This window comes from Erwinia pyrifoliae DSM 12163 (assembly GCF_000026985.1).
GTDB classification, from domain to species: Bacteria; Pseudomonadota; Gammaproteobacteria; order Enterobacterales; family Enterobacteriaceae; genus Erwinia; species Erwinia pyrifoliae.
Genome location: NC_017390.1, coordinates 1,679,445 through 1,693,694, shown reverse-complemented (window position 1 = coordinate 1,693,694; position 14,250 = coordinate 1,679,445). Strand labels below are relative to the sequence as shown.

At 54.1% G+C, this 14,250-nt stretch carries 14 protein-coding genes and 1 tRNA gene; 11 read left to right on the top strand and 4 right to left on the bottom strand.

Going from position 1 to position 14,250, the window contains the following annotated elements:
• The first annotated feature begins 140 nt into the window (after nucleotides 1–140).
• From EPYR_RS07485 to EPYR_RS20300, 6 genes are all read left to right on the top strand, one after another.
• Nucleotides 141–1,052, top strand: coding sequence for a metal ABC transporter substrate-binding protein (locus EPYR_RS07485; protein WP_012667793.1), 912 nt, complete (start codon nucleotides 141–143; stop codon nucleotides 1,050–1,052).
• Complete coding sequence (locus EPYR_RS07480; protein ID WP_012667792.1) at nucleotides 1,049–1,852, top strand: manganese/iron ABC transporter ATP-binding protein; 804 nt, start codon at nucleotides 1,049–1,051, stop codon at nucleotides 1,850–1,852. Before EPYR_RS07485 ends, EPYR_RS07480 begins: the two co-directional genes overlap by 4 nt.
• The gene (gene sitC / locus EPYR_RS07475; RefSeq protein ID WP_012667791.1) at nucleotides 1,852–2,709 is read left to right on the top strand and encodes an iron/manganese ABC transporter permease subunit SitC; all 858 of its coding nucleotides are present in this window, start codon (nucleotides 1,852–1,854) and stop codon (nucleotides 2,707–2,709) included. Before EPYR_RS07480 ends, sitC begins: the two co-directional genes overlap by 1 nt.
• On the top strand, nucleotides 2,706–3,542 hold the full coding sequence (locus tag EPYR_RS07470; protein WP_012667790.1) for a metal ABC transporter permease: 837 nt from the start codon (nucleotides 2,706–2,708) through the stop codon (nucleotides 3,540–3,542). The genes sitC and EPYR_RS07470 overlap by 4 nt, the downstream gene beginning before the upstream one ends.
• 245 nt (nucleotides 3,543–3,787) lie before the next feature.
• Nucleotides 3,788–3,863, top strand: a tRNA-Asn gene (locus EPYR_RS07465).
• Between the two features lie 167 nt (nucleotides 3,864–4,030).
• Complete coding sequence (locus tag EPYR_RS20300; protein WP_148217832.1) at nucleotides 4,031–4,225, top strand: Arm DNA-binding domain-containing protein; 195 nt, start codon at nucleotides 4,031–4,033, stop codon at nucleotides 4,223–4,225.
• Between the two features lie 405 nt (nucleotides 4,226–4,630).
• On the opposite strand, the gene EPYR_RS07460 is transcribed toward EPYR_RS20300, so the two are convergent.
• The 4 genes from EPYR_RS07460 to EPYR_RS07445 are packed head-to-tail and all read right to left on the bottom strand — an operon-like array spanning nucleotide 4,631 to nucleotide 9,307.
• Nucleotides 4,631–6,055 (bottom strand): ABC transporter ATP-binding protein, encoded by a 1,425-nt coding sequence (locus EPYR_RS07460; RefSeq protein WP_012667789.1) that lies wholly within the window; start codon nucleotides 6,053–6,055, stop codon nucleotides 4,631–4,633.
• Nucleotides 6,052–6,840 carry an ABC transporter permease gene (locus tag EPYR_RS07455; protein WP_014538824.1) on the bottom strand — a complete coding sequence of 263 codons (789 nt, stop codon included), beginning with the start codon at nucleotides 6,838–6,840 and terminating at the stop codon, nucleotides 6,052–6,054. Before EPYR_RS07455 ends, EPYR_RS07460 begins: the two co-directional genes overlap by 4 nt.
• A gap of 11 nt (nucleotides 6,841–6,851) precedes the next feature.
• Nucleotides 6,852–7,787 (bottom strand): ABC transporter permease, encoded by a 936-nt coding sequence (locus EPYR_RS07450; RefSeq protein ID WP_014538823.1) that lies wholly within the window; start codon nucleotides 7,785–7,787, stop codon nucleotides 6,852–6,854.
• Nucleotides 7,784–9,307: an ABC transporter substrate-binding protein gene (locus tag EPYR_RS07445; RefSeq protein ID WP_012667786.1), complete on the bottom strand. Its 1,524-nt coding sequence runs from the start codon at nucleotides 9,305–9,307 to the stop codon at nucleotides 7,784–7,786. The genes EPYR_RS07450 and EPYR_RS07445 overlap by 4 nt, the downstream gene beginning before the upstream one ends.
• Before the next feature lie 275 nt (nucleotides 9,308–9,582).
• Between EPYR_RS07445 and EPYR_RS07440 the strand changes: the two genes are divergently transcribed.
• From EPYR_RS07440 to EPYR_RS20600, 5 genes are all read left to right on the top strand, one after another.
• Nucleotides 9,583–10,347 carry a hypothetical protein gene (locus EPYR_RS07440; RefSeq protein ID WP_012667785.1) on the top strand — a complete coding sequence of 255 codons (765 nt, stop codon included), beginning with the start codon at nucleotides 9,583–9,585 and terminating at the stop codon, nucleotides 10,345–10,347.
• Nucleotides 10,348–10,428: 81 nt separating this feature from the next.
• Nucleotides 10,429–11,100 carry a TetR family transcriptional regulator gene (locus EPYR_RS07435; RefSeq protein ID WP_012667784.1) on the top strand — a complete coding sequence of 224 codons (672 nt, stop codon included), beginning with the start codon at nucleotides 10,429–10,431 and terminating at the stop codon, nucleotides 11,098–11,100.
• Nucleotides 11,101–11,336: 236 nt separating this feature from the next.
• Nucleotides 11,337–12,173 carry a glycosyltransferase family 8 protein gene (locus tag EPYR_RS07430; RefSeq protein ID WP_012667783.1) on the top strand — a complete coding sequence of 279 codons (837 nt, stop codon included), beginning with the start codon at nucleotides 11,337–11,339 and terminating at the stop codon, nucleotides 12,171–12,173.
• 485 nt (nucleotides 12,174–12,658) lie between these two features.
• Nucleotides 12,659–13,852 carry a glycoside hydrolase family 28 protein gene (locus EPYR_RS07425; protein ID WP_014538821.1) on the top strand — a complete coding sequence of 398 codons (1,194 nt, stop codon included), beginning with the start codon at nucleotides 12,659–12,661 and terminating at the stop codon, nucleotides 13,850–13,852.
• Between the two features lie 128 nt (nucleotides 13,853–13,980).
• Nucleotides 13,981–14,208 carry a hypothetical protein gene (locus EPYR_RS20600; protein WP_157861014.1) on the top strand — a complete coding sequence of 76 codons (228 nt, stop codon included), beginning with the start codon at nucleotides 13,981–13,983 and terminating at the stop codon, nucleotides 14,206–14,208.
• Nucleotides 14,209–14,250: the final 42 nt, after the last annotated feature.

The following is a 14,250-nucleotide window of genomic DNA, read 5'->3' as shown; positions in this document are numbered from 1 at the left end:
TCAGTGCTGCCCGCACATCCGACTTCGATAAGACGCCAGTCAACCTTTTGTGCAAAAATCATTCACAACGAGGTATAGCTTATGCTATATATTATAGCAGTTGCTATTTAAGGCGTATTTTAAGCACTCCGGGAGAGCTCATGTCATATCTGTATCGATTAAAAGGATGGTTATGTGGCGTGGCGCTCGCCGCGCTGCCGCTGGCACCCGCGCTGGCACAGGATAAGTTTAAGGTGATCACCACCTTTACCATTATTGCCGACATGGCACAGAACGTCGCCGGAGATGCGGCAGAAGTCGCGTCAATAACCAAACCGGGCGCCGAGATCCACGAATATCAGCCAACACCCGGTGATATTAAGCGCGCTCAGGGTGCGCAGCTGATCCTGGCCAACGGGCTTAACCTCGAATTATGGTTTAAACGCTTTTACCAACATCTGTCCGGGGTGCCGGAAGTGGTGGTTTCCGACGGGATTATTCCGCTGGGTATCAGCGAAGGCCCCTATAACGGTAAACCTAATCCCCATGCGTGGATGTCGCCCAACAATGCGCTGATCTACGTGGATAATATCCGCGATGCGCTGGTGAAATACGATCCTGTCCATGCCGACATCTATCGCAAAAATGCGGCTGCCTATAAAGAAAAAATTAGCGCGACCATCGCCCCGGTGCAGCAGGCGCTGGCACAGCTACCCGCAGACAAACGCTGGCTGGTAACCAGTGAAGGTGCATTTTCATATCTGACGCGTGATTTTGGTTTGCAGGAACTGTATCTGTGGCCAATCAATGCCGATCAGCAGGGAACGCCTCAACAGGTGCGCAAAGTCATCGACAAAGTGAAACAATATCAAATTCCGGCCGTATTCAGCGAAAGTACCGTATCCGATAAAGCCGCCCGTCAGGTTGCGCGTGAGACCGGCAGCCACTACGGCGGCATACTCTATGTTGATTCGCTCAGCACCGCAGATGGCCCGGTTCCGACCTATCTCGACCTGCTGCGCGTCACCAGTGAAACTCTTGTCAACGGTATTCATCAGGGGTTGGCTAAATGAACATTAGCGCCGCACGTCAGAACGGCATTGAGGTTGCTAACCTGACGGTCACCTATCGCAACGGGCACACTGCCCTGCGCGCCGCCTCATTACAGATCCCCACCGCCAGCATTGCTGCGCTGCTCGGGATCAACGGTTCCGGGAAATCGACGCTGTTTAAAGCCATTATGGGCTTTGTCCCCCCCTCGTCCGGAACGATTACTCTGCTGGATCAACCGTGGCACAGGGCGCTAAAAAACAACCTGGTGTCATATGTTCCGCAGTCCGAGGATGTCGACTGGTCGTTTCCGGTACTGGTCGAGGACGTGGTAATGATGGGTCGTTACGGGCATATGGGCATGCTGCGCATTGCCCGCGCCGAAGACAAACGCCTGGTCGCTGCGGCTCTGGAGCGAGTTGGCATGACAGACTTCCGCCGTCGTCAAATCGGTGAACTGTCCGGCGGGCAGAAAAAACGCGTCTTTCTCGCTCGCGCTATCGCACAACGTGGTCAGGTGATCCTGCTGGATGAACCATTTACCGGCGTCGACGTCAATACCGAGCGCCAGATCGTCAACCTGCTGCATGAGCTGCGCGACGAAGGGCGCACCATGCTGGTCTCTACCCACAACCTGGCTTCCGTCACTGACTATTGTGACCACACGGTTATCGTCAAAGGTACGGTGCTGGCCTGCGGCCCCACTGCCACCACCTTTACCCGTAGCAACCTGGAGAATGCCTTTAGCGGTGAGTTGCGCGATCTGGTGTTTAACGACGCTGACCCTCTGCCGGCGCTCTCACTCGTTCAGGGGGACCGCTGATGGCATGGCTGACTGAACCTTTCCACTACCAATATATGCTTAATGCAATGTGGGTTTCAGCGCTGGTGGGCGGCGTTTGCGCCTTTCTTTCCTGCTACCTGATGCTAAAGGGCTGGTCATTAATCGGTGACGCGCTGTCGCACTCGATCGTTCCGGGCGTGGCTGGCGCCTGGATGCTGGGGCTGCCTTTCGCTCTCGGGGCTTTTCTCTCCGGAGGTCTTGCAGCGGGCAGTATGCTGTTTCTGAACCAGCGCACACGTCTGAAGGAGGATGCGATTATCGGGCTAATCTTCTCTTCCTTCTTTGGCATCGGCCTATTTATGGTTTCTCTTAATCCCACTGCGGTAAATATTCAGACCATTGTACTCGGCAATATTCTGGCCATTGCGCCAGAGGATATTTTACAGCTCGCCATCATTGGCTTCACTTCGCTGCTGATATTATTGATGAAGTGGAAAGATTTGATGGTGACTTTCTTTGATGAGAATCACGCCCGCTCGGTGGGTCTTAACCCGACGCGCCTCAAGCTGTTGTTTTTCACCCTGCTGGCAGCCTGCACCATTGCCGCCCTGCAAACCGTTGGCGCTTTCCTGGTGATCTGCCTGGTGGTGACGCCCGGCGCCACCGCTTATCTGCTTACCGACCGTTTCCCGTCGCTGCTGATGATTGCGGTCGTTATCGGCAGCGTCACCAGCTTCTTCGGCGCATGGGTAAGCTACTACCTTGATGGCGCTACCGGGGGCATTATTGTTGTGGCACAGACGCTGGTGTTTCTGACTGCCTTTGTGCTGGCACCTAAACACGGCCTGCTGGCACGGCGCAAACGTGTAGCGCTGTCAGAACAGGGGGCATTATGAGCCTGACAGAACTGCTGCTTAGCCCGTTTCAGTTTGACTTTATGAATACGGCACTGGCCATATCGGTGATTGTCGCTATCCCCTGCGCCCTGCTCTCCAGCTTCATGGTGATCAAAGGCTGGTCGCTGATGGGCGATGCCATGAGCCATGCGGTGTTTCCCGGCGTGGTGGTGGCCTGGATACTCGGCATCCCTCTGGCTGTCGGCGCGTTTTGTGCCGGGCTGTTCTGCGCAATGGCGACTGGCTTCGTGACGGAGAACAGCCGCATTAAACAGGATACCGTGATGGGCATTATCTTTTCCGGGATGTTCGCCGCTGGTCTGATCCTCTATATCTCGGTGAAATCCGAGGTGCATCTCGACCACATCCTGTTCGGCGATATGTTAGGTATTTCCCCCAGCGATATGCTGCAAAGCGCAGCCATTGCCGGCGTTATCGCTGCTATCATTGGCATTAAATGGCGCGATTTGGTGCTGCATGCTTTTGATGCGCAGCAGGCGAAAGCATGCGGGCTGAACACAACGCTACTGCACTATGGCCTGCTGAGCATGATCGCACTGACCATCGTCGCCACGCTGAAAGCAGTGGGGATCGTGTTGTCAATTGCGCTGCTCATTGCCCCGGGGGCCATTGCCATTCTGCTTATGCGCACTTTCTCATCGGTGATGATCTGTGCGTTGCTGTTGGCAATCGCGGTCTGCTTTAGCGGCACGTACCTGTCATTCTTCCTCGACAGTGCTCCCGGTCCCACCATCGTGGTGCTGTTCGCTCTGCTGTTTGTCATGGCGTTTATTTATTCTCTGCGCCGCGAGCGCAAGATACTTTTGACCTGATTAGCAGGGATGGCGTCGGCAGAGGACGCCATCTCCGATCGGTTTAGCTGATACCCAGCTCATCAGTCCCCATACAATAATCAGGCGGATGGCAAACAGCTTGCAGCCTGAATTGGAAGAAATCCAGGATAAAATGCATATCAAATCATCAGGTTGCTGCAAACATCAGCAATCAATTGACCAGGGTAACTTTTCCCGTTGACACCTACGCCTGAGATAATTATTATTCGCCCCGTTCAAACGATTCCTCTGTAGTTCAGTCGGTAGAACGGCGGACTGTTAATCCGTATGTCACTGGTTCGAGTCCAGTCAGAGGAGCCATTTTCAGGTTAGCAGACGTTCCATCATCTCTGCTTTCCGCTTTTTATTCATGCAGTTATCCTCTCCCCCATGTTCGACACCATCCTTTAAAGTACGGCATCATTAACCCATATTTGCTGACACATCCGGTTCGATCCGTTTTGTACTATCATACAGGGGGCTGATCTGTGGCGCTCACTGGTATAAAAATTAGAAATACAGAGCCTTCCGTGAAAGCCGTCAAACTCACGAACGCCTTCGCTATGTATCTGCTCATCCATCCCAACGGCTCAAAATACTGGCGTGAACTGCCCTCACATCAGCCATCTGTTGTGCTCAATCCTTCAACACCCATGCTGCTCAATATAGAAGGAAAACGATAATGCGGAGGTTTTTAATCTCAATATTTTTACTACTATTAATTGTTATTGACTGTCTGATTATAAGGAAGCCACATATCTCTCACAGACTTCAGAACGGCGATGATCTGGTGTTCGGTAAAACGGGCTTTGCGCATAACGGTCTCCTCAGGAGGCATCATCAGTATGCCGGAAGATCTCTAAAAGTGAATNGCACCATTATGCGGGATGCTTACACTTCCAGCTGGAGAGTATTTGAGCGGCGGGCGGACCCAGCTCAGCACCCAGAATATTCCGGTGCTGATTGGCGATACACAATTGAACCCGACTGCCGGTTACCACGCTATTAACCGCACTTGACTAAACGGCGGGACGATCCGAATCCTGTCTAATACCATCCTGAATAGCGCTGCGCCGATCGGAAGTCTACTAAGCGCGCTGGTCTCCCGCGCGTTTCAACACCTGTTCAGCCCCCAACCTGATGCGCCGGTGGCTGATGCGGTCAATAAGCGCCTCGTCGTGGCTGACTATCAGCAGCGCACAGTTCTGCTCTGCGGCCACTTCAACCAGCAGTTCGATGGTCTGCTGCTGGGTCAGAAGATCAAGCCGGGAAGTCGGCTCGTCGGCAAACAGAAATACCGGGTCAAGCAGCAGTACGCGCAGCAGCGCAAAGCGTTGCAGTTCGCCTCCGGAGATTTCCTTTGGGTAACGGTCAAGTAGCAGAGGGGAGATTTGCAGCCGCTCCATCAGCTGCCCGATGCGTTGACCATCGAGTCGGTGACGGCGAACCACATCGTCAAGTGCCTGGCGCAATCTGGCATGAGGGGCAAAGGCAGACGGGGGATCCTGGAAGATTTTCTGATACCTGACCGCTGCCTGCAGAGGATCGCGCACCACCTCGCCGCTATCAGCAGCCAGTAACCCGAGTAAAATATCGCCAAAGCTGCTTTTACCGCAGCCGCTCGGGCCGGTAATTCCAATCACTTCTCCGGCATGCACACACAGCGACTGACGGCTGAACAGTTGGCAACCGCCGCGCTTTTTACTGAGATTATGGGCTTCCAGTACCACCTGCCGATGGTGCACTGCGGTTTCACGCACGGGCCAACGCGTCGGATCGGCGGCCAGCAGCGCCTGAGTGTAGGGATGTTGCGGCCGCGTCAGCACCTGCTGTGCGCTGCCGCGTTCGACAATTTCACCCTGCCGCATTATCGCTAACTCACCACCCAGCTGCCGCGCCAGTTCAATATCATGGGTGATAGTGAACAGCCCGCCGCCGGCCTGAACTGCACGCAATAACAAGGTAATCACCTCGTCGCGGCGTGCCACGTCCAGCCCTTTTGTCGGCTCGTCGGCAACAATAATTTGCGCACCACCGGCACGGACAGCCGCAAACGCCACCCGCTGGGCCATACCTCCGGACAGCGCCTGTGGCAGCTTATTAGCGGCCTGTTCCACCCCCAATGCCTGCAAATCGTTGATGGCTAGCGCGCGCGCGCGTGCCGCCGTCATACCGCGTAAAAACCGATAGCTCTCTGCCACCTGGTCTCCTGCTCGCATGATAGGATCAAGCGCCAGCCACGGCTCCTGCGGCAAGATACCCAGCGTATGTCCCCACAGGGAGCGTGCCGGGCGGCTGGCCAGATCGTGACGCTGGCCGTTAACATTCAGCGCCCCACTTGCCTGCAATCCGTCGGGCAACGTACCTGTCACCGCCTGAGCCAGCAGGCTTTTACCTGAACCGCTCTCACCCAACAGAGTAAACGGCCGGCCAGCATGCAGCGTGAATGACAGCGGCTGTACATTCATTTCGCCTCCGCTGACGGCTGCCTGTACAATGTCCATCAGCATCATGATTTCTCTCTCCCTGCCAGTAGTAACAGGCTTAACACCAGTAAAAATACCACCACCACCGGCTGCAGCAGCGCATAGGGCGCTTCTTCGTAATAAGGCAGCAGCTCGGTCATCATCAGCCCCAGTTCAGGCGTGGGGGGACGCACACCAACGCTGACAAAACCGAGTGCGGCAATCGCCATCACCGCGCTGGCTGCACCGAATGCGGCCACGGTCAGTACCAGCGGAGCCATCTCCGGCCACAAATGGCGGCGAAAGATAAGCCACGGGCTGAAGCCCAACAGGCGAGAAGCCTGCACCGCCGGGGACATTAACAGCGGGCGAGCGATGGCGCGGCTAAGGCGGAAGTACTCAACCCACAGCAGCAGCGAAATACCGATATACAGCATAAGGGCGGAGTCCGGCACCAGGGCGGTTAACAGTAAAACCAGTAACAGCCCCGGTAGCGCCAGAAAGGCATCAGCCAGCAGCGAAACAGCACGATCGACCACTCCGCCGCGCCATGCGGCCAGTACGCCAAGAAAAATACCCGGAATAAGCGCACTCAACACGGCGATTAGCGCCAGCCCAAGCGACAAACGGATCGCCGCCGTGAGGCGTGCAAACAGCGAGCGCCCAAGATGATCATAACCCAGCGGAGCATCCGGGCCGGGCCACTGTAACGCCAGCATCAACTGCTGACGCAGCGGATCCTGTGGCCACAGTAATGGCAGAATAAAGGCGAAGATCCCCAACAGCAGTAGCAAGGTCGCTCCGGCACGTTGTGCCATTGAGGTGCGACACATCAGTTCTTTTATCACGCGTTGTGCCTCCGTGGATCCAGCCAGTAGCACAGCCCGTCACTCAGTGCATTGAGCAGCACAAATAGCAGGCCCATGATCAGCGCCGTACCCTGGATCACAGGGACATCACGCGCAAATATGGCATGCACCAGCGCATGGCCAATCCCCGGCCACGCAAACAGAGTTTCCACCACAATCACCCCTTCAATCAGATAGATAAACTGTACGCTGAGGTAGGCGATCAGCGGCACGCTGGCGTTACGCAGCCCGTGACGCCAGAACAGCGTCCGCTCGTTCAGCCCTTTGGTGCGGCCAAATTGATAGCAGGCCGATTCGCTTACCTGATGCATTGCATTGCGCGCCACGCGGCCAGAAACCGCTGCCAGCCCGAGGGCCAACGTCAGTGCCGGCAACAGCAGATGCGCAGCATTACCGTAGCCCGCAGCGGGAAGCCAGCCGAGGCCGAGGGCGAATACCAGCACCAGAATCAGCCCCAGCACAAAATGCGGCAGCGCACGCAGCGCGGTGGACATCGCCAACAGTATGCGGTCAAGTTTTCCGCCGGGGAACAGCCCGGCAATAAGGCCCGGCAGTGGCCCGAGCAGCAACGACAGCAGCAGCGCCGCCGCCGCCAGCAGCAGGGACTGCCCCAACTGAGGCCCGATCTCTTGCATCACTGGCGCGCCCGAAACCAGCGAGTTACCGGGATTAAAATGCAGCAGTGCGATAAACCAGTCGGCGAGCGCCTGCCAGGCCGGACGATCCAGCCCCAGTTCCTGCTGCACCGCGCTGGCCGCAGCCGCATCAACATGGTCATAACCATAGCGCCCGGCGGCGATGCGCCAGGCGTTGTCTCCGGGCAGCGCACGCATCATGACAAAAGTCAGCCCGCCCACCAGCAGCGCCACCAGCACGGCCTGCAGCAGTCGGTAACCCAGCATCCGCATCATTCTGCCCACCTCATTTTTTCCAACCCGAAGCTGCGCTCAAAAGGGTCGAGCACGGCACCACTCAGACGAGGAGAGACGGCGGCGCTCTGCTGATACCACACCACCGGAATAGTGGGCAGCTCGCTTTGCAGAATACGCGTCAGCAGTTCACGCTGTTGCTGACTGTCAGCCGCATTGCTGCCGGTTTCCAGCCTGGCTAACGTCTGATCAAAGGTCGCATTTGACCAGTTCATTGCCCCCCAGTCCCCGCCCCGTGGCGCATAATCCTGTAGCAGCGTGCCGAGCGGCTCCGGCGTCAGCGCAAAATTGCGCGCCACCAGCGCCAGCTCCAGCGTACCGTCATGGTGCATGGCGGCTATCTCACCGGAATTTGTCGTGTTTATTGCCACCTGTACGCCAATATCTCGCAGCTGCTGCTGGATGGCGGCAGCAATCAGCGGCAGTTCCGGGCGATCGGGATAGGTGGTCAGCGTAAGAGAAAACAGCTGGCCGTTACGTTGCAGCGTACCCTCTGCGCCCGGTTTCCAGCCGAGTTCAGCCAGCAGCGCCCGCGCCTGCGGCAAATTGTGACTCAGTGGTGCCAGGCTGGCGTTATGCCACTGCGCCACGGAAGGCGGGAACAGCTGGTCAGCCGCCGCCGGGTAACGCAGAATGGCGCGGGCAATACCATCGCGATCCAGCGCCATGCTCAACGCCTGGCGCGCGCGCACATCGGCCAGCAGCGGATGCCCGGCATTCACTTTTAACAGTACGCTGCGCGGAATGGCCATCGACAGCAGCTGTACTTTGGCATTTTTATTCAGCCGACTGCGGCTGGCCGGGTCGAGATTCAGCACCAGATCGGCGTTGCCGCTCTCGGCCAGTAGCGCCCGCGTTTCTGCACGGCCCACCGCCATATAGCTGGCCTGTTCGATAGACGGGGCTGCACCCCAATAATCGTGGAAGCGCGCCACGGTCAATTTCTGAGGCGGCTGAAGCGAGGTGAGACGGTACGGCCCGGTGCCGATGACCTGTACCACTTTATGCGCATCGTTATACGAGGCGGCAGCGAGGATCTGCGCCCGGTTTTCCGCCAGCATGCTCAGTAATGGGGTAAACGGCTGGGTAAGCGCAATCAGAACCTGCTGCCCCTCGGCACGAATATCAGCTATTGGCGCTTTATCCAACAGGCCCGGCTTGCTCCTGGCAACGTTGAGCGCGTTAACCACGTTCTGCGCCGTCAACGTGCTGCCGTCATGGAATTTCACGCCGGAACGCAGCGTGAAGCGCCACACCAGACCATTCTCTGTTACCGACCAGCTGCTGGCCAGACCCGGCAGCGGCTGTCCGTGACTGTCGGCATTGACCAGCGTTTCAACGATGGACATTTTCAGGAAGATATCCCCTGACAAAGTGGGGTCACTGCCTTTAATTTCAAACGGGGCGACCAGTGCGGCGACCCGCTCAGGGGCTGCGTTGACTGGAGCATTAACCACGGCGAGCAGCATAGCCAGCAGAGGCGAGAGAGCAAATTTGAGCATCAGGTTATCAATCCTTTCTCCGGTAAAATGGAACCCTGCAGGTCAGACCCGCGCGGCGGATGATATATGCTACTTTATAACATTACAATAAATAAGCAGTATTGACTCAACCTCCGGTTAATGACGGGATAAAGCCCGACCAGCCAACATGCTTCAACGTTGGAATGGATTGTTGCTGAAAAAAGCCTTACGCCTTTAGCACTAAGTATTATCTGCCATACTTTGTGGCACTTCTCCGGCCATCGGCTGGAGCCACCTTCAATGCGAGGCTTACGATGAATACTGAACTCAGCCCATCTCCGGCCTATTTCCAGCTGCATAAGACCCTGCTGCAACAGCGATCTACGGTGCAGTCAGCCGAACTTATCCAACAACTTAACCGGGCATTATTAGCCGGGGAGGTCGTGAGCGCTGCGTTTTACGACCTCACGTTATTGAAACTCCTGCAGCAGCGTAAAGCTCTGCCGCTGCTTACGTCCAACGCAGAGAAGGAGATATCAGCGTTTATTGACCAGCTGGCTCCTCTGCTGGCTGAAGAGCCTAACGATGCATCTCGGTTTACTCAGCTGCAGCACAACGTCGCGGTATTCAGCCAGCATTTCCCCTGGCAGCATGCCAGCCTGTCACTGGTTCAATACAGGCTATTTCTGCTTACCTATCAATGCTGGCAAAAAACGTTGGCCATGCTGTTCAGTGCTGAAGATCACCAGGCGGTATTTGCCCAACTCAACAAAGTGCTGAACAGATCCAGTTGCCGTGTCGCCTTATTGGGAGATGCGCATCATCTGTACCTGGTTTTAGCCAATCTGCTGGTGAGCTGCCGACACAAGCAGGAGGAGAGCTGTGGCAATCACCACCTGCTAACGGGTTATATTGCCGCAGCCGATATTGCCGCCCGGGGCATCGTTGCGTTTGCCGTTACCGCAGAAGCGCTATTGCGTGGCCATTCGCTGCCGGGAACGGCACAGCTGGCTGAGCGAATGAAACAGCACCATATCAGCGTTATTGAACGCACTCATCCCTGGTTTAACACCCTGTAGAGCAGGCAGATTTGTAAGCCGCCTCAACTGGCGATACTCTGGCAGAGATTTCAGTGAAAGAACGACGGATGTTGAACGGTTATGCTAATCCCTGCCAAACGCAAAAACGATCCTGAAGGATTAAAGAAACGCATCCTTGCCAGTGCATTAAAAACGTTTGCCGAATACGGTCTGACGGGCGCCCGAATGGAGCAAATAGCGGCACACGCGCAAACCACCAAACGTATGGTGGTTTACCACTTCAATAATAAAGAAAGGCTTTACATCGCCGTGCTGCATCTTGTTTATCAGGAAATGCGCCAACATGAAGCCGGGCTTAACCTGTCAGCAATGACCCCATCGCAAGCTATAGCTCGCCTGGCTGAATCCAGCTTCGACTATCACGTTACCCATCCTGATTTTATACGACTTATCTGTAGTGAAAACTTGATACGCGGTCGCTATATCACTCAGTCAGACGCGTTCAAAACGCTTAACCAAAGCGCCCTGCAAGTGCTGGAGGAGATTCTGGTTCGCGGTAAACAGAGTGGAGAATTTGACCCAAGGATAGCCACCGTCGACGTGCATCGCCTGATCAGCAGTATCTGTACACACTGCGTGGCTAACCGCTACACCTTCCATACTCTGTTCGCTAACAATGAGAGCGAACAACAGATTCTTGCGCGTAACCGCCAGCTGGTTATCGATGCGACTTTGCGCTATCTGCGTCCTGTCGAATACGTGGTGCAAAAAAACGAACCAGGCGGGTTTTAGTCCGCTTATTCGGCAAAAATACGATTTCCCTTCTACGCTTAACGCTTGCAGCTGTCTCCCCGCTTTACTTTTTATTCAGCGCAGTTATTACCCTCGATACGAACTGTTAATGACCGATTAAAAGTGCGACGTCAGGCAACGGAGACAGGCTAATTTTGCCATAAGCTATTGTTGAGATTCACAACACAGCTTCAGTCATCCATCCCAGGTGTTAATGCTGGATGAAGGAGTAAGCAATGAAAGCCTGGGTCACTTTACTGACGCAGCCAGATTATCTGCCGGGCGTACGAACGCTGCACGCCTCACTTCAGGCGTCACAAAGCCGCTATCCGCTGGTGGTGATGATAACCGGAAATATTGATGCCACAGCACGTCAGCGGCTGGAGCAGCAAGGCTGCATTTTGCGTGACGTTGCGCCAATCCGCCCCAACCCACAGCTGTCAGAACGTTATGCCCACGCGCGTTTTTCTGAAGTTTGGACTAAGCTGGCGGTCTGGGCCTTAACTGAATTTGAGCAGGTCGCCTTTCTTGATGCCGACATGTTGGTGATGCAAAATATGGATGAGCTTTTCAGCCATCCGCTAGCGGACGGCACCATTGCCGCCTGCCACGCCTGCCGCTGTAATCCTGGAAAGTTAGCCAGCTATCCGGCCAGCTGGATAGCTGAAAACTGTTTCTACAGCTGGTGTACGGGCGTCGATCACGTTGAACAAGCCGATAAGGTAGATAACTACCTGAACAGCGGTTTTCTGCTGCTGAAGCCGGACAATGAGGTGTTTGATAACATGCTGATCGCGCTTGCAGCGATGGATGATCTGACGGAATACAGGTTCCCCGAACAAGATTTCCTTAATCAGTTTTATCGTGCGCGCTGGCGGCCGCTGCCCTGGATATATAATGCACTTAAGACCTTGCCGCATCAGCATCCTGCTGTCTGGCAGCTTGCGCGGGTCAAAAATATCCACTTTATCCTTGATAAACCCTGGCAAAAGCCTCGGGATAAGACCGATCGTGACTTTGCCTTAAATAAGCTGTGGTGGGATGTTGCGCAACAACTGCCTGGGGAAGATTAGCCCTAAGATGGTCGGCCGCCAGTCATCATTAACCACTAAGACTATCCTGTTATTTATTATATAAATCCTGAATCTTGTTTAATTATTCGCACTGCGAACGCGCCATCTGATAATTTACTAACTTTGTTGAATCCGCACTGGATAGAAGCTGGAATAAATAGCTCAGCTCATAAGCCATCTGATATTAACGCTTATTCCATTTTATTTTCCAAACTCTGTTTCCTTCATATCGATCGTTCAGAGATAGCCGGATATGCTATCGCCCACAGCTACGCAAAAAAAACTAAAAAAACCATTTATGCTGTTATATCAAACGCGGTGATAATCACACCTGACTTCGCCAGCGGTTAATTAACGTAACGGGCAAACCCCGACTGGACGCCCGTATCCTTTTTTTAGGAATTTTCCAGTTAAAAATGGTATCTTTGATGACTAGTCTGCCACCTTATTTATTAAGTTTTTTATATCCAGGGATTACTATCATCATGAATAATATTACAAAAATAACGGCATTGATCGTACTGTCATGCGGACAGTGTGAAGCCGGGGATATGCGAAGCGTATCCGAGCCGGAATATCCCGCTGTCTGTAGCGTTCTACAGGCTGGCCCGGGAATAAGTACTGATGCGATACAAAATGCGCTTAATAACTGCGCGCCAGGCGAGGCGGTAAAACTGCAAAAATCAGCCAGCAGTGCGGTCTTTCTGAGCGGCCCGTTAAGCCTGCCGTCGGGCAAAAATCTCTGGGTGGACAGCGGGGTCAGTCTTAAAGCGGTCAACAACGCCGCAGCGTTTGATCAGACGAGGAATTCTTGCGGCGTGCTGGATAAAAGCGGCAAAGGATGTCACGCCCTTATCACGGTTTCCAACGGCAAAAACAGCGGCATTTACGGCAAGGGAGCGATCGACGGGCAAGGCGGTGCGCTGCTGGAGGATAAAAAGACCAGCTGGTGGCAGCTTGCCGCAATGGCAAAAAACACCTCCATGAAGCAAAATGCTCCGCGCCTTATTCAAATCACTAACAGTACCGATTTTACCTTATATGATATTACCCTGCTCAACTCACCTAATTTCCATGTTGTCTTTGACAAGAGTAATGGTCTGACGGTTTGGAATACCACCATTAATACACCGCGTGATGCCAGAAACACCGATGGCATCGATCCGATATCGTCTGAAAATGTGACTATCGCCCACAGCAATATCTCCACGGGTGATGATAATGTCGCTATCAAAGCTTATTCTCACAAAGGCCCGGCGCAGAATATCTCCGTTATCCATAATACCTTTAGCTTCGGGCACGGCATGTCGATTGGCAGCGAAACAAACGGTATTTATGACGTGCTGGTAGATGATTTAACCCTGAACGGCACGGAAAATGGCCTGCGGATTAAAAGCGATCGGTCGAATGCCGGTGAAGTTGATGGCGTCATCTATAAAAATGTCACCATGACGAATGTCAAAAATCCTATTGTCATTGATACGGTTTATGAAAATAAGTCCGGTTCGCAACAAGCAGACTGGAAAAATATCAGCTACCAGGACATTACCTCGAAAGGAAGCGGTGTGGTTAATCTGAATGGACAGAATGCTAAACAGAAAATCATTGTTAAAATGACCCATGTAGAGCTTGATCCAGCGACAAAATATAGCGTCAACAACGTTCAAATCGATAAATAAATCGACCTTGCTCTCCTGCCTCATCGAACAGATTGACTCAGGAGAGCAATAACGAAAATACTTAGCCGTCCCTCACTCCAACTGCAGATGATACTTCCATTCCCCATCACGTCAGCATTCACCCGTATATGACGGGTCATCAGCGATCTTCGCGGCGCGCTGCTGTTCATTACTGGCGACTTAATAACGGTGTCACTGAAGTCTCGATCAACATCGATACCGGCATTAAACAGCGCTGCGGCAACCTGCTGGTCATGCTCAATACTGCCGGTGATAAGGCGCGACAGATAGCCGTAACTCCCGGTAAGCAGAGGGTAATCCGTCAGCCCAGCCACGGCGCGGATGGCACCTTCTGACTTAACAAAAATCTTCACCACGGTGGCCGTAAAGCATCATTT

What these genes read in the sequence shown, in the direction of transcription:
- EPYR_RS07460 (WP_012667789.1), bottom strand. Translation starts at nt 6,055, where the DNA reads ATGATGCTGATGGACATTGTACAGGCAGCCGTCAGCGGAGGCGAAATG.
- EPYR_RS20600 (WP_157861014.1), top strand. Translation starts at nt 13,981, where the DNA reads ATGACGGGTCATCAGCGATCTTCGCGGCGCGCTGCTGTTCATTACTGG.
- EPYR_RS07485 (WP_012667793.1), top strand. Translation starts at nt 141, where the DNA reads ATGTCATATCTGTATCGATTAAAAGGATGGTTATGTGGCGTGGCGCTC.
- EPYR_RS07435 (WP_012667784.1), top strand. Translation starts at nt 10,429, where the DNA reads ATGCTAATCCCTGCCAAACGCAAAAACGATCCTGAAGGATTAAAGAAA.
- EPYR_RS07470 (WP_012667790.1), top strand. Translation starts at nt 2,706, where the DNA reads ATGAGCCTGACAGAACTGCTGCTTAGCCCGTTTCAGTTTGACTTTATG.
- EPYR_RS07430 (WP_012667783.1), top strand. Translation starts at nt 11,337, where the DNA reads ATGAAAGCCTGGGTCACTTTACTGACGCAGCCAGATTATCTGCCGGGC.
- EPYR_RS07480 (WP_012667792.1), top strand. Translation starts at nt 1,049, where the DNA reads ATGAACATTAGCGCCGCACGTCAGAACGGCATTGAGGTTGCTAACCTG.
- EPYR_RS07450 (WP_014538823.1), bottom strand. Translation starts at nt 7,787, where the DNA reads ATGATGCGGATGCTGGGTTACCGACTGCTGCAGGCCGTGCTGGTGGCG.
- EPYR_RS07440 (WP_012667785.1), top strand. Translation starts at nt 9,583, where the DNA reads ATGAATACTGAACTCAGCCCATCTCCGGCCTATTTCCAGCTGCATAAG.
- EPYR_RS07425 (WP_014538821.1), top strand. Translation starts at nt 12,659, where the DNA reads ATGAATAATATTACAAAAATAACGGCATTGATCGTACTGTCATGCGGA.
- EPYR_RS07455 (WP_014538824.1), bottom strand. Translation starts at nt 6,840, where the DNA reads ATGTGTCGCACCTCAATGGCACAACGTGCCGGAGCGACCTTGCTACTG.
- sitC (WP_012667791.1), top strand. Translation starts at nt 1,852, where the DNA reads ATGGCATGGCTGACTGAACCTTTCCACTACCAATATATGCTTAATGCA.
- EPYR_RS07445 (WP_012667786.1), bottom strand. Translation starts at nt 9,307, where the DNA reads ATGCTCAAATTTGCTCTCTCGCCTCTGCTGGCTATGCTGCTCGCCGTG.